This is a genomic window from Capnocytophaga sp. oral taxon 324 str. F0483, assembly GCF_000318315.2.
In the GTDB taxonomy this organism is placed as follows: Bacteria; Bacteroidota; Bacteroidia; order Flavobacteriales; family Flavobacteriaceae; genus Capnocytophaga; species Capnocytophaga ochracea.
The window spans coordinates 102,700-116,186 of record NZ_KB291521.1 but is presented as its reverse complement, the minus strand read 5'-3'; the positions used below and the strand labels follow the sequence as shown (position 1 = coordinate 116,186).

General features: G+C 37.0%; 12 protein-coding genes. 4 read left to right on the top strand and 8 right to left on the bottom strand.

Annotated elements, in window-relative coordinates; translation table 11 throughout:
- Window positions 1–54: 54 nt before the first annotated feature.
- Window positions 55–744 (bottom strand): PAS domain-containing protein, encoded by a 690-nt coding sequence (locus tag HMPREF9072_RS06085; protein WP_009419714.1) that lies wholly within the window; start codon window positions 742–744, stop codon window positions 55–57.
- A 367-nt stretch (window positions 745–1,111) separates the two neighbouring features.
- Here HMPREF9072_RS06085 and HMPREF9072_RS06080 point away from each other — a divergent pair, with 367 nt between their 5' ends.
- The gene (locus tag HMPREF9072_RS06080) at window positions 1,112–2,767 is read left to right on the top strand and encodes a ribonucleoside-diphosphate reductase subunit alpha (RefSeq protein ID WP_002672050.1); all 1,656 of its coding nucleotides are present in this window, start codon (window positions 1,112–1,114) and stop codon (window positions 2,765–2,767) included.
- Window positions 2,768–2,870: 103 nt separating this feature from the next.
- Here the strand turns inward: HMPREF9072_RS06080 and serC are convergent, their stop codons facing one another.
- The 3 genes from serC to HMPREF9072_RS06065 all read right to left on the bottom strand — a co-directional run bounded on the left by serC (window position 2,871) and on the right by HMPREF9072_RS06065 (window position 5,330).
- On the bottom strand, window positions 2,871–3,932 hold the full coding sequence (gene serC / locus HMPREF9072_RS06075; RefSeq protein WP_009750521.1) for a 3-phosphoserine/phosphohydroxythreonine transaminase: 1,062 nt from the start codon (window positions 3,930–3,932) through the stop codon (window positions 2,871–2,873).
- Complete coding sequence (locus tag HMPREF9072_RS06070) at window positions 3,919–4,884, bottom strand: D-2-hydroxyacid dehydrogenase (RefSeq protein ID WP_009419717.1); 966 nt, start codon at window positions 4,882–4,884, stop codon at window positions 3,919–3,921. Before HMPREF9072_RS06070 ends, serC begins: the two co-directional genes overlap by 14 nt.
- A 164-nt stretch (window positions 4,885–5,048) precedes the next feature.
- Window positions 5,049–5,330 carry a GNAT family N-acetyltransferase gene (locus HMPREF9072_RS06065; RefSeq protein ID WP_002672042.1) on the bottom strand — a complete coding sequence of 94 codons (282 nt, stop codon included), beginning with the start codon at window positions 5,328–5,330 and terminating at the stop codon, window positions 5,049–5,051.
- Window positions 5,331–5,539: 209 nt separating this feature from the next.
- Here HMPREF9072_RS06065 and HMPREF9072_RS06060 point away from each other — a divergent pair, with 209 nt between their 5' ends.
- The 3 genes from HMPREF9072_RS06060 (at window position 5,540) to mscL (ending at window position 8,451) form a co-directional block, all read left to right on the top strand.
- Entirely contained in the window at window positions 5,540–6,208 is a 669-nt protein-coding gene (locus HMPREF9072_RS06060; protein WP_050977208.1) for an alpha/beta fold hydrolase, read from the top strand.
- A 336-nt stretch (window positions 6,209–6,544) separates the two neighbouring features.
- On the top strand, window positions 6,545–7,909 hold the full coding sequence (hemN, locus tag HMPREF9072_RS06055; protein WP_009750520.1) for an oxygen-independent coproporphyrinogen III oxidase: 1,365 nt from the start codon (window positions 6,545–6,547) through the stop codon (window positions 7,907–7,909).
- Between the two features lie 158 nt (window positions 7,910–8,067).
- Window positions 8,068–8,451, top strand: a complete 384-nt coding sequence (gene mscL / locus HMPREF9072_RS06050) for a large conductance mechanosensitive channel protein MscL (RefSeq protein WP_002672032.1) — start codon at window positions 8,068–8,070, stop codon at window positions 8,449–8,451.
- A 96-nt stretch (window positions 8,452–8,547) separates the two neighbouring features.
- Here the strand turns inward: mscL and HMPREF9072_RS06045 are convergent, their stop codons facing one another.
- The 4 genes from HMPREF9072_RS06045 to pckA all read right to left on the bottom strand — a co-directional run bounded on the left by HMPREF9072_RS06045 (window position 8,548) and on the right by pckA (window position 12,968).
- Entirely contained in the window at window positions 8,548–9,447 is a 900-nt protein-coding gene (locus HMPREF9072_RS06045) for a NifU family protein (protein WP_009750519.1), read from the bottom strand.
- Between the two features lie 26 nt (window positions 9,448–9,473).
- Entirely contained in the window at window positions 9,474–10,109 is a 636-nt protein-coding gene (locus HMPREF9072_RS06040; protein WP_009750518.1) for a viroplasmin family protein, read from the bottom strand.
- Between the two features lie 88 nt (window positions 10,110–10,197).
- Complete coding sequence (prfA, locus tag HMPREF9072_RS06035) at window positions 10,198–11,271, bottom strand: peptide chain release factor 1 (protein WP_002672024.1); 1,074 nt, start codon at window positions 11,269–11,271, stop codon at window positions 10,198–10,200.
- A gap of 113 nt (window positions 11,272–11,384) precedes the next feature.
- Window positions 11,385–12,968, bottom strand: coding sequence for a phosphoenolpyruvate carboxykinase (ATP) (pckA, locus tag HMPREF9072_RS06030; protein WP_002672023.1), 1,584 nt, complete (start codon window positions 12,966–12,968; stop codon window positions 11,385–11,387).
- Window positions 12,969–13,487 lie beyond the last annotated feature (519 nt).

Sequence of the window (13,487 nt, the reverse complement as noted above, 5' to 3'; positions counted from 1 at the left end):
GCGTATCTATTGCAATAGATACGCTCTCATTTTTATTGTGATATTTGCAAAATTCTAATTCGTAGAAAATAATTTTGCAAAGAAACTCTTGCGTTGCATCATAGTTTCTTCTTCGTGATGTTCTTCACTAAATATATCATCGGAAATTTCATAGTCTCCAATGTTAGTATCAGTGTGAGGCATATTAGGGATAGGATCAAAGTGAATTTCTCGCTTGCTTTCGTCCATAATATCCATAATATATTCAATATATGATTTGCCTTGTTTTTCTAAAAAGCCCTTAAAATAACGATTACTAAGCTCCATATCTCCTATTTTTTCAAGTTTAAGGAGCGTTTGATATAAAGGCTCAATATGCTCTGTAATTACATACTTAGGTACTGAATGCTGACGCGCCATAATAGTAACAACATCCCCAATAATATTCCTGCCTACTTCAAAATCGGTAATTACCCAATAATACTTACCCGATTTAGCTAAGTTTTTAATAATAGCGTGAAAGTTCCTCCCCGCCAAAATATTATCCCAAGTAATCTTAAATATGATTTTAGGCATATCGGGGTGACGAATGATGCTATGTGGTTTTCCTAATAATTCAACCGCAGGATAACCACAAACGTCTATAAATGTTTGATTTACGTCAGTAATAGCTCCCAACTTATCAGTAGTACTGATAATAGTTTTTGTTTTATCCCACACTACTTCTTCATCAATAGGTATAGGTCTAGTAATTAGTTCTGACATAAGATTTCCTTTTATACTTAACGCTACAAAACTACAAAAGTTATCTGAAAGAACAAAATATTTTAGATAAAATCGTATTACTATTTTGTTTTAAATATAACAATTCTTTTTAACACGTTGATTTGTAGTAATTAATAGCTATATTTTCACTCTTCTATATCTTCTTATTTTTAGTAGTTTTTGCTTTCCCATATATTTAATTTTTATTATTTTAGCTAAGTAATATAAAAGTATAACTGTATGTTAAAAAATTATCCTAAGAGGCTGATTTTGCTATATTGTTAAAAACTTTGTTAATAACTTATTTTGGATAGAGGGTGAAATTAGAATATAAAGCTGTTACTTTGCACCCCGAAAATAAAAAGTTATGAACGAAGAAAAAGACATTTGGTGGCTCAATGAAGAGTCTGAACAAATCCTCAATAGAGGCTATTTACTAAAAGGAGAAAGCGTAGAAGGTGCGATAGACCGCATTACAAGTGCTGCTGCACATAGGCTTTATAAACCCGAATTACAGCCCGCTTTCAAAGAAATGATTACTAAAGGGTGGATTAGTTTCTCATCTCCTATTTGGGCAAATATGGGTACTGAAAGAGGTTTGCCTATTTCTTGTTTTAATGTGCACGTACCTGATAGCATCGAGGGGATTACTCATAAACTTGGAGAGGTGATTATGCAAACCAAAATAGGGGGGGGCACTTCTGGTTATTTTGGCGAATTGCGCAGTCGCGGTTCTGCAGTTACCGATAATGGTAAATCAAGTGGGGCGGTTAGTTTTATGAAGTTGTTCGATTCGGCTATGGACGTTGTATCACAAGGAGGAGTAAGACGCGGTGCTTTTGCTGCTTATTTAGATATAGACCATCCCGATGCCGAAGAGTTTCTACAAATTAAAGATGTGGAATTTCCTATTCAGAATCTTTTCTTCGGTATTTGTGTACCTGATTATTGGATGCAAGAAATGATAGATGGTGATGTAGAAAAACGTCGCCTATGGGCTCGTGTCTTGGAGTCTCGCCAACAAAAAGGGTTACCTTACATTATCTTTACGGATAATGCCAATCGTAATCGCCCTCAAGTGTATAAAGATAAGGATATGCTCATCCGTTCAAGTAACTTGTGTAGTGAGATTATGTTACCTTCTAGTGAAGATGAATCGTTTATTTGCTGTCTTTCTTCTATGAACTTAGAGCTCTTTGATGAGTGGAAAGATACCAAAGCAGTAAAGTTAGCTGTATTCTTTTTAGATGCGGTACTTTCAGAGTTTATAGAAAAAACAAAGGGTAATTACTATTTACAGGCAGCTCGCAATTTTGCTATTCGTCACCGTGCTTTAGGTTTGGGTGTGTTAGGATATCATTCTTACTTGCAACGCAATATGATACCTTTTGAGAGCTTTGAGGCAACTCAGTTCAATGCCCGCGCTTTTAGATACATTCGTGAAGAAGCTGATAAGGCAACTAAAGAGTTAGCTCATATTTATGGAGAACCAGAAATTTTAAAAGGATATGGTAGACGAAATACTACCACTATGGCAATCGCTCCTACCACTTCTAGTTCAGCTATTTTAGGGCAGGTGTCACCAGGTATCGAACCTTATTCGAGCAATTATTATAAAGTAGGGCTTTCTAAAGGGAACTTTATGCGCAAAAATAAGTATCTCACCCAACTTTTGGAGGAAAAAGGTCTCAATAATGAAGAGGTATGGCGTTCTATTCGTTTGAATAATGGCTCTGTACAACACTTGCAAGAGTTATCTCAATTAGAGAAGAATGTGTTTAAAACTTTTAAAGAGATTTCACCGATGGAAATTATATCACAAGCGGCACAGCGTCAAGCGTACATTGACCAAACGCAGAGTTTGAACTTAAATATTCCTTCAGCAATGCCTATCCGAGATGTGAATAAAGTGCTTATTGAGGCTTGGAAATTAGGAGTTAAAAGTTTGTACTATCAGCGCAGTCAATCAGTAGCAAAAGAAATGATGATGAATTTTGTAAACTGTAGTAGTTGTGAAGCTTAATACATTTAATTATAAAGTCTTAGAGATTAAATAACATATTGTATAATATAAAATAAGTCCGATATTTGTATCGGACTTATTTTGTTTTCAAAATTATTCTTCTTTACGCGGTGCGTTCAAATTCTTTAAGTACATCTACTAATACTTGTACACTTTCTAAAGGCAAAGCGTTGTAGATAGAAGCGCGATAACCTCCCACACTGCGGTGTCCTTTTATTCCACTGATATTGGCTTCTTTACACAAAACGTCAAAGCGTTCTTTGGTGCTTTCATCGGTGAGGTTGAATACTACGTTCATTAGGGAGCGGTCTTCTTTGTTGGCATATCCTACTACTAACGGATTGCGGTCGATTTCTCCGTAAAGCAAATCGGCTTTAGCTCGGTTGCGTTTGCCTAAGGCTTGCAATCCACCTTGTGCTTGTATCCATTCGAGTACTAATAGGTTTACATATACTGCAAAAGTAGAAGGTGTATTGAACATACTATCGTTTTTAATATGCAACTGATAGTCCATCATCGAAGGCAGTTTCCTACTTACTTTGCCCAATATATCCTTCTTCACAATCACTAAGGTAGACCCTGAAGCTCCTAAATTCTTCTGTGAACCCGCATAAATCAAACTAAACTGCTTGTAATCTAACGGACGTGAGAAAATATCAGAACTCATATCGGCTACCAAAGGGACGCTCGTTTGAGGTAAACTGTGGTACTCAGTACCGTAAATCGTATTATTGGTAGTGATGTGCAGATAATCGATATCAGTAGGGACAGTTACATTTTTTGGAATATACTTATATCCATCGGCTTTAGAAGAGGCTATCACTTCGGCATTGCCAAAGAGAGCAGCTTCTTTTTGTGCTTTGTTAGCCCAAGTACCTGTATCTATATAAGCAGCTTTGGTTTCGAGAAGGTTGTATGGCACCATCAGGAATTGCATACTAGCTCCTCCTTGCAAGAAGAGTGTAGTGTACGAATCGTCCAATCCAGCGATTTCCAATGCCAATGCACGAGCGCGTTCTATCACGCGTACAAACTCTGGACTGCGGTGTGATATTTCTATTACCGATAAGCCAGTCCCCTCAAAATCTAATAAGGCTTCAGAGGCTTTTTGGAATACCTCAGGTGCTAAGATAGAGGGGCCTGCACTAAAATTATGCTTTTTCATTTTCCTTATGTTCTGTTTTATATTTTACGATAAAATCTTCTACTTGGCGTTTCAAAATACGCCACAACTTATCTTGTGCGTATTCGCTTGCCCAAGCCACGTGAGGAGTGTAAATCACACGAGGGTGGTTGGCTATTTTTAGTAGAGGGTCGTTAGCCATTGGCGGTTCTTCTTCAAACACATCGGTAGCAAAGCCCATTATACGATTGCTTTCTATAGCTTCATATACCGCCTGAGGGTCTACTATAGCCCCACGAGCCATATTGATAATTAATGGTTTTTTACGCAATTTAGAGATGAAATCTTCATCTACTAAATGCTTAGTCTCAGGAGTAAGCGGACAGTTAAGCGAGATGATATCACTCTGTGCCAATACCTTATCGAATTCAGTATATTCTTTACTACGTGGCGCTTTACCTTGGCGTTCAGCCCATAGCACTTTCATACCAAAGGCTTCAGCTACTTTACTAATAGCTTTCCCTATGTTGCCTACTCCTATAATCCCTAAGGTTTTGGTATGCAATTCAAACACCGGTGGCTCAGTAAGGCAAAAACGACCATCTTTTTCCCAAGTACCATCTTCTACACTTGTGTGATAGGTTTTTAGGGCACGCATAGCCGATAGTAACAACAAGAAGAAGTGTTCTGTAACACTTTCAGTAGAGTAACCCGCTACGTTTTTCACTTCTATACCCAAGGCTTTCGCAGCCTCTTTATCAATATTATCCATACCCGTAGCAGTAAGGTGAATGAGCTTAAGGTTAGGCAATTGCCTAAGGATACTCTCATCGAGTTTCACCTTGTTCACGATAGCTATATCAGCAGGTTTGAGACGTTGAACAATTTCATCGGGAGCTGTTTTTTGGAAGGCTACCCATTGGGCTATCCCTTTTGGGATATCTACATCTATGCGCTCAGAGAGCGTGTTGCGGTCTAAAAATACGGCTTTCATATAATATATTATTAATTCTTTTTTATCTACATAGTTAAGAGAGTAGGGGAGAGCCCTGCTCTTTTTGTTAGAGCGTATACCTTACATACTCTGCCCTCGCATACTTTATCTGTATATAATCAATGTAAAACGAAGTTTTTTAATTAACCGTTAATCATTAACTATTAAATCCTGATACCAGCAGGAAGTATGTCTTTACACTCCTTATTACGCTTAAAAAAAGCAATAGCTACAGGGCAAACGGGCACCACTCTATATTTTTTCTCAGCTACTAAGGCTATTACCCCTTTAAAGAATTCATCAATGAGCGCTTCGTCCGTCGTTTCAGGTAGTAATGTTTTGGTAAAGAATATCTTACGCTCCTGAATAGCGTATTCTACAAAGGCAAGTTCACCGTTGATTTTGGCTTGGTATTGACGTGAAAATTCGCTGTCTATTACTTCCATTGTACTATGTTTTTAATTAGTAATATTCGTTATTTGACAAAAATGTTGTACTTTTGCTTCTGTCTAGATAAGAGATAAGAAGTAAGAAATGAGCATTATACCTCATTCACATACCTAACTATCGTTAGTTTTTACTTTTTACCTATAACCTGTTACTCATTTAAAATTTGGTGCAAAGTTACTTATTTTTCGTAAAAAAGCAATATCAAATGAATATAAAAGATAATCTTTCTATTTATTTAATGCCTGGAATGGCTGCCAGCCCTAAGATTTTCGAGCGTTTGCAATTCCCCAACAATTTCCGTGTGCACTTACTCGACTGGATTACTCCCGAAAAAGAAGAAAGTCTAGCACACTATGCAGGACGTATTGCAGTAGCAATTACCGAGCCTTCTCCTGTGCTCTTAGGGGTGTCTTTTGGAGGAATTATTGTACAAGAGATAGCTAAACAACTGAACGATTATCAAAAAATAGTCCTCATTTCCAGCGTAAAAACACAGTACGAACTGCCTAAAAAAATGCTCTTGGCACGCTATACAAACCTGCATAAGTTATTGCCCACTCGTACTATCAGCGATTTGGAGTTTTGGAAAAGATTTTCTTTTTCTGAACTGATGACCAAACGAATAGCTCTATACGAGAAATATATAGGAATGCGCTCCCCTGCCTATCTCGATTGGTCAATAGACCGCATAGTGAATTGGCAACAAAAAGAACCTTTACCCCACACAGTTCACATTCACGGAGATAAAGATCCTGTTTTTCCTATTCAGTACATAAAAAATGCTATTGTAGTAAAAAATGGTACTCATATTATGATTATCAATCGGTATAAATGGTTCAATGAAAACCTTTTAAATATATTGCAGTCAAATTAGAAAAGTACAAGATTAAAAGAGTCTTGCTGTTTTCTCTGCAAACGAATCTAAACATAGATGTCTAATATTCAATATTCAAATAACTTTCCTTTGCCTTAGGTTCGTTATTCCTTCGTTCATCATTCGTCTTTTGTTCGTTGTAGAGCCACTGTAGACCCACTGTAGAACCTCTTGTTGTTCGTCTTATAATTATTTATCTGTATAGCTTGTTTCGTCATTCGTCCCTCGTTATTAGTTTGATATTATTGGCATTACGGTATTAGTGAATCTATATTTTTTTCTTTTCTCTTTTCACTTTCCACTTTTTTTTATACCTTTGCCCCGTTTTTACAGAAAATGGCAATATCTCTCATTCAAAAATACAATGTAGCTGGACCTCGTTATACTAGCTATCCTACTGTTCCCTATTGGGATAGTAGTACTTTTTCTACTGAAAAATGGTTGGAGAGCTTACGAAAATCTTATGCTGAGAGCAATAGTACTGAAGGGATTAGCCTATACATTCATTTGCCTTTCTGTGAGAGTCTTTGTACTTTCTGTGGTTGTCATAAACGCATTACTAAGCGTCACGAAATGGAAGCCCCTTATATAGAGGCAATACTTAAAGAATGGCAGTTATACACTAATTTTTTGGAAGAACGCCCTCGTATTAAGGAAATACACTTAGGGGGAGGTACGCCTACCTTTTTTGAACCTTTGCAGTTGCGCCGTTTGATAGAAGGTATTTTTGAACGTGCTGATAAAGCTGATGCTCACGAATTTAGTTTTGAAGGTCATCCTAATAATACCACTGAAAATCACCTACAAACGCTTTACGACTTAGGTTTTAGGCGCGTGAGTTATGGCGTACAAGATTATTCGACTAAGGTACAAAAAGCCATTCACCGCATTCAACCTTTTGAGAATGTACAGCGTGTTACCCAGCAAGCCAGAGCTATTGGCTATACCTCTGTAAGCCACGATTTGGTCTTTGGTTTGCCGTTTCAAACCTTAGACGATGTACTCTTTACTATTGATAGGAGTAACACTCTTCGTCCCGACCGTATTGCTTTTTATAGCTATGCGCACGTACCTTGGATAAAAGGCAGTGGGCAACGTGGTTTTAAAGATGAAGATGTGCCCACAGGCGAAGTAAAACGAGAGCTGTATGAAGTAGGAAAACAATACTTATTGAAAGCAGGATATGCCGAAATAGGAATGGATCACTTTGCTTTACCTACTGATAGTATGTATAAGGCTTTCAAAAATCATCAATTGCATCGTAACTTTATGGGCTATACAGCCTCCAAAACGCAAGTGATGATAGGCTTAGGAATGTCTTCTATCAGCGATAGTTGGTACGGTTTTGCCCAAAACGAGAAAGATTTAGATGCTTATTATGCACGTCTTGAGAAGAGTGAAATACCCGTGTGTAAAGGGCATATTCTCAATAAAGAAGATTTAATTATTAGGCGTCATATCCTCAACTTGATGTGTCAGTTTACTACTTCTTGGAACGACGAATCTCTTCAGTTTCCTGAAATAACAGAAGTAATAGCACATCTCCAAGAGATGCAAAACGATGGTTTACTGCATATAGCAGGTAATCATATAGCAGTCCCCGATGAGGGAAAACCTTTTATTAGAAATATCTGTATGGCTTTCGATTTGCACTTACAACGAAAAATGCCTAATACCAAAATATTTAGTATGACTGTGTAAAGTTATACTTAACCATCATAGTGATTGAGTTTTTTAGTTAGTGATGAAAAGGGACAGTTGTGAAATTCGTCCCTTTTCTTTTTGTATTTCCGAAAAAAGTATTATTTTTGCCCCGAATTAAGTAACAAATTATTTTTATAAACTTAAAATGAATCATTATGGGATTTTTAAAAGAATTTAAAGAATTTGCCGTAAAAGGTAACGTAGTAGATTTAGCCATCGGGGTTATCATTGGGGCTGCTTTTGGTGCTATCGTATCATCATTAGTGTCTGATGTTATTACACCTTTATTATTAACACCTGCTTTAAAAGCTACGGGTGCTGAACACTTAGAAGGTTTGGTATGGAATGGAGTAGCTTATGGTAAGTTTCTTGCTGCTGTAATTAACTTTTTCTGTATTGCACTTGTATTGTTTATACTTCTAAAAGGTATCAATAAGCTAAACAAACAGAAAAAAGAAGAAGAGGCTCCCGCTGCACCAGCTGGTCCTACTCAAGAAGAGTTACTTACTGAGATTAGAGATTTATTGAAAAATAAATAAGAAGAATTTCGTGTAACCGCAACACTACACATTTCAAGAATTGTTTAACTAAACCACGCTCTATAAGGCGTGGTTATTTTATTTCAGAAAATGTTCTTATCCGTTAAGAGCGTTTACACTAATATAAGGGTTTTGTAGCTTATCTTTCAAGATGACTTCAATTCCCTTTTTTAAGGTTAGGGTAGAGGAGGGGCAACCACTACAAGCTCCTTGCAGTATTACCTCTACGTAATGCGTTTCTGGATTGTACGAAATAAACTGAATATTTCCTCCATCAGAGGCTACAGCAGGTTTTACAAACTCATCTATAATAGCTACAATTTGTTTTGATACCTCATCAGTAGTAACCATAGAGAGTAGTCGTTCTTGTGTTGCTTGCTGATGTCGTTTAATTTCAGAAGAAGAAATAAGCATATGTCCTTCTGAAAGATAATTCTTAATGAATTCTCGTATATTAGGAGTAACCATTGCCCACTCTTTGTTATCTTTTTTAGTAACTGAAATATAGTTATCATCAAAAAATACCTCCTCAATAAAAGGAAACTGAGTAAAAAGAGCTTTAGCCATAGGAGCCTCATCGGTCTCCTCTATATGCTTATATTCTATAATAGTAGGAACAAGACGTTTATTGGTTACAAACTTCATTACCGAAGGATTAGGTGTTGTTTCAGTATATACGGAAATAACCTTCTTTTGTTCACCCTCAGTGCTTACAATTTCTCTCCCTGACTGTAAATAAAGCAATACTTGTTGTGCCACTTCTTCTTGTACGTCTTTCCATTCTATAATTGGAAATCGTTTCAACGCAATAAAATTACTCGAGATATATACTGTCTTTACAAAAGGAAGGTAAAACAGCTCTTTTGCTAAGGGTGAGTTTTTAGCTTCATCAATATTTTTATACTCGTAACTACCTTTTACTAAGGCTTTATTCGCCTCCAATTTAATAATATCAGGACTCGAAGTAGGCTGTACAGATAGAGTAATATCAGTCATTTATTTTTTAGATTTAAGAAGAAAAGTTAAGAGTCTTTTCTACCAAAGTCTGCAGGATTTTCGCCCCACGCTTTGGTTTCCCATTTGAGAATACGATTAGGATAAGTGTTTTCTTGTAGCCATTTTTCAGCACGAGTTATTAGTTCAAATATTTTTGCATTATCAGCTGTCTTTCCAAGCTTAGTTTTACATACTTTTTGTTGTACCCAGCGCATTGCTATTTCACTATCCGAATAGATAGGCATTGTAAGGTTGCGTTGTTTTAAGAAAGCCAAAGCGTGTACTATAGCCAAAAACTCCCCTATGTTATTGGTACCATCTTTCATAGGTGAAATCCTAAAAATCTCGGCTTGTGTTTCAGTATCTACCCCCCGATATTCCATTATACCAGGGTTACCGCTACAAGCAGCATCTACCGCAATAGAAGGCAAAATAGGCTTCCCGATAAGTTTTAATGCTTCTGATGAAAGTGCAGGCTCTCCTATCTTTTTACCTTTGTACGTTTCATAATTCCCTGCATAGGCTTTTTGTGCCATTTCTTCCGTAGGGAAACTTTTGTATTTAGCGTTCGGAAAATTATTAACAGCCTTCTTACATTCAGCCCACGAGGTAAAGACCCCCGTTTGGTGTCCCTCCCATACTACATAATACTTCTTTGCCATCTCACAAAATAAATAGGATTGCCAAAAAGAATATAACAGCTACTATCGCTACAATAACAATATTGCTATTTTCTTTTTTAATAATAGTTTAAAAAACATCTCCTTCTTTTAGCTTCTCAGCATTTTCAGCCAATTGAAGTTCATCAATAAGACGTTGTACATCACCATTGATAACATTTTGCAAATCATAAAGGGTAAGACCTATACGGTGGTCGGTTACGCGTCCTTGCGGATAGTTATAAGTGCGTATTTTAGCCGAACGGTCACCGCTGGAAACCATTGATTTCCTACGAGCAGAATCAGCTTCCATCTTCTTTGCCAGCTCCATTTCGTACAAACGTGAACGCAATACTTTAAGTGCCTTTTCAAGATTCTTGTGTTGCGATTTCTCATCTTGGCAACGTACCTCAATGCCTGTAGGAATATGTTGCAACTGAATAGCCGAATAGGTTGTATTCACCGACTGTCCTCCGGGTCCCGTAGAAGTAGTACGAATGATTTTCACATCAGCCATATCAAGTTCCACATCAAATTCTTCTGCTTCTGGCAATACAATTACAGTTGCTGCCGAAGTGTGTACGCGCCCTTGTGTTTCTGTTTGAGGCACTCGTTGTACGCGATGTACTCCTGCTTCAAATTTTAAGGTACCATATACATTGTCTCCCGTTACTTCAAAGATAATTTCTTTATACCCTCCAGCAGTTCCTTCATTAAAGTCCATTACTGAGGTACTCCAGCCTTTACTTTGGCAGTATTTGGTGTACATACGGTATAGGTCGCCTGCAAAGATTGAAGCCTCATCTCCACCTGTTCCTGCACGAATTTCCATTACGGCATTCTTAGCATCTTCAGGGTCTTTGGGGATAAGCATATACTTGATTTCTTCTTCTAACTGAGGCAAACGCTCTTTGCTTTCCTCTAATTGTAACTTTGCCATTTCCACCATTTCGGCATCGCTGCCATCAGCAATAATTTCTTCAGCTTCTTGCAAGTTTCCAGTTACGTTTATATACTCATCGCGCTTATCCATCAGTTCTTTAAGGTCTTTATATTCCTTATTGAGCTGGATATAGCGCTTTTGGTCTGCAATAATATCAGGTTGAATGATTAAGTCCGAAACTTCGTCGAAACGTTGTTTTACGATATTTAATTTGTCGAGCATTTTTTATCTTTAAATTCTATTTGGGGTGCAAAAATAGTAATAATATTAGTAAAAAACAAAAATAAAAGGCTGTTCTTAAATGAACAGCCTTTTGAATATGGTTATCTAAATAATTACAATTTAGGAGCTCCAGCAAGGACGTCAGCACTTGCACCTTCAGCAAATTTTTTGTCTTTGAAGTTTTGTACAAATGATTCAGCCAATTCTTTGAGTTTAGCACTGAATTGTGCTTTGTCACTCCAAGTATTTTCTGGGTTCAAGATACTTTGGTCTGATACACCTTCACAAGATTGAGGTACTTTGAAGCCAAAGATAGGCAATTCTTTGTACTCAACGTTGTTAAGTTTGCCGTTAAGGGCAGCAGTGATAAGAGCACGAGTATCTTTTAAGCTACATCTTTTCATTTTTCCGTTGTAACCAGTGTTTACCAACCATACGTTTACGCCAGTTTCTTTGATTTTCTCAGCCAAACGTTTTCCGTATTCAGCTGGGTGAAGTGGCATAAAGGCAGCACCAAAACAAGCAGAGAAAGTTTTTTGAGGGGTAGTGATACCTACCTCAGTACCGGCTACTTTTGAAGTATAACCAGATACAAATTGATAAGCAGCTTGTTCAGGAGTCAATTTAGAGATTGGAGGCAATACACCATAAGCATCGAAAGTAAGGAAGAAGATGTTCTTAGGATTGTGTCCTATAGAACCTGGCTGGATATTTGCGATGTGGTAAATAGGATAAGAAACACGAGTGTTTTCAGTGATATCAGTGCGAGAGAAATCAACTACACCTTTATCGTCCATAATTACGTTTTCAAGGATAGCACCTTTCTTAATAGCTCCAAAGATTTCAGGTTCTTTTTCAGCAGTAAGATCTACTACTTTAGCATAGCAACCACCTTCAAAGTTAAATACCGTATTTTCAGGAGTCCAACCGTGTTCGTCGTCACCAATTAAATGACGGTTAGGGTCAGCTGAAAGAGTAGTTTTACCAGTACCTGATAAGCCGAAGAAGATAGCAGTATCACCACCTTTACCTACGTTGGCTGAACAGTGCATTGGCATAGTGTTGCGGAACACAGGCAATTCAAAGTTCATAGCTGAGAAGATACCTTTTTTAATTTCTCCGGTATAACCTGTACCACCAATCAAAGCAATTTTTTTGGTGAAGTTCAAGATAGCGAAGTTAGCCTGACGAGTACCATCTACAGCAGGGTCAGCTTCAAAACCAGGTGCATTTACTACCAACCAATCTTCTTTAAAAGAAGGAAGTTCGCTATCATCTATACGCAAGAACATATTGTAAGCAAAAAGGTTGCTCCAAGGAAGCTCAGTGATGGTACGAATGTTAGTACGGTATTTAGGATCTGCACAAACATAACCATCGTGAACGTAGATTTCTTTGTTAGATAAGTAAGCTACTACTTTTTCATATAGTTTGTCAAATTTTGCAGGTTCAAAAGGAATGTTAATACTTCCCCACCATACGCGATCTTTGGTGATATCATCTTTTACGATGAAACGGTCTTTAGGAGAACGCCCTGTAAATTTACCTGTGTTGATAGCAATAGCTCCTGAAGAAGCTTCAACGCCTAATTTTTTATCCAAAGTTTCTTGGTGTAATTCGTCAGCAGTTAACTGATAACGAACATTAGCGTTCTTAATTCCGTATTTATCAACGGAAAGTGTTTTTGGTTTACTCATAATGTCTTAAATTTGATATTAATTTAACAATTCTTTTTTATCTAATAGCAATATAAAATTGCCTCAATTTTTGAGAGGTCTCTCAAAAACCGGTGCAAATGTACAAATTAATTTTGATACTGAAAAATATTTTTTAATGTTTTTTTGAAGTTATTTTTACGAGTATTTATAACACTCTATATACTCCTTATTTACCTGTATTTTCAAGCTCTAATAAAAGATTTTTAGGTTTTATAATAATGCTCTAAATCATCTTATCTTTACTTTATTTCCATTTATCCTTCGTTCATTCTTTATTTGCCTCTGTGGCTCGCACTATCATTTATTTGTTCCTTATTCGTCATCTATTCGTCTTTTCTCTATCTGTCCGTGCGACTCGCACCATCATTTATTCGTTCTTTATTCGTTCTTTATTCGTTCTTTATTCGTCATCTATTCGTTTTTTCTCTATCTGCCCGTGCGGCTTGCACCGTCATTTGTTCGTTATTTGTTCGTCATTTGTTCGTCATTTGTTCGTCA

Bases quoted from the DNA above. Each gene is read 5' to 3' on its own strand.
- mscL (WP_002672032.1), top strand. From the start codon at position 8,068: ATGGGATTTTTAAAAGAATTTAAAGAATTTGCCGTAAAAGGTAACGTA.
- prfA (WP_002672024.1), bottom strand. From the start codon at position 11,271: ATGCTCGACAAATTAAATATCGTAAAACAACGTTTCGACGAAGTTTCG.
- HMPREF9072_RS06060 (WP_050977208.1), top strand. From the start codon at position 5,540: ATGAATATAAAAGATAATCTTTCTATTTATTTAATGCCTGGAATGGCT.
- HMPREF9072_RS06080 (WP_002672050.1), top strand. From the start codon at position 1,112: ATGAACGAAGAAAAAGACATTTGGTGGCTCAATGAAGAGTCTGAACAA.
- HMPREF9072_RS06045 (WP_009750519.1), bottom strand. From the start codon at position 9,447: ATGACTGATATTACTCTATCTGTACAGCCTACTTCGAGTCCTGATATT.
- pckA (WP_002672023.1), bottom strand. From the start codon at position 12,968: ATGAGTAAACCAAAAACACTTTCCGTTGATAAATACGGAATTAAGAAC.
- HMPREF9072_RS06070 (WP_009419717.1), bottom strand. From the start codon at position 4,884: ATGAAAGCCGTATTTTTAGACCGCAACACGCTCTCTGAGCGCATAGAT.
- HMPREF9072_RS06085 (WP_009419714.1), bottom strand. From the start codon at position 744: ATGTCAGAACTAATTACTAGACCTATACCTATTGATGAAGAAGTAGTG.
- HMPREF9072_RS06040 (WP_009750518.1), bottom strand. From the start codon at position 10,109: ATGGCAAAGAAGTATTATGTAGTATGGGAGGGACACCAAACGGGGGTC.
- hemN (WP_009750520.1), top strand. From the start codon at position 6,545: ATGGCAATATCTCTCATTCAAAAATACAATGTAGCTGGACCTCGTTAT.
- serC (WP_009750521.1), bottom strand. From the start codon at position 3,932: ATGAAAAAGCATAATTTTAGTGCAGGCCCCTCTATCTTAGCACCTGAG.
- HMPREF9072_RS06065 (WP_002672042.1), bottom strand. From the start codon at position 5,330: ATGGAAGTAATAGACAGCGAATTTTCACGTCAATACCAAGCCAAAATC.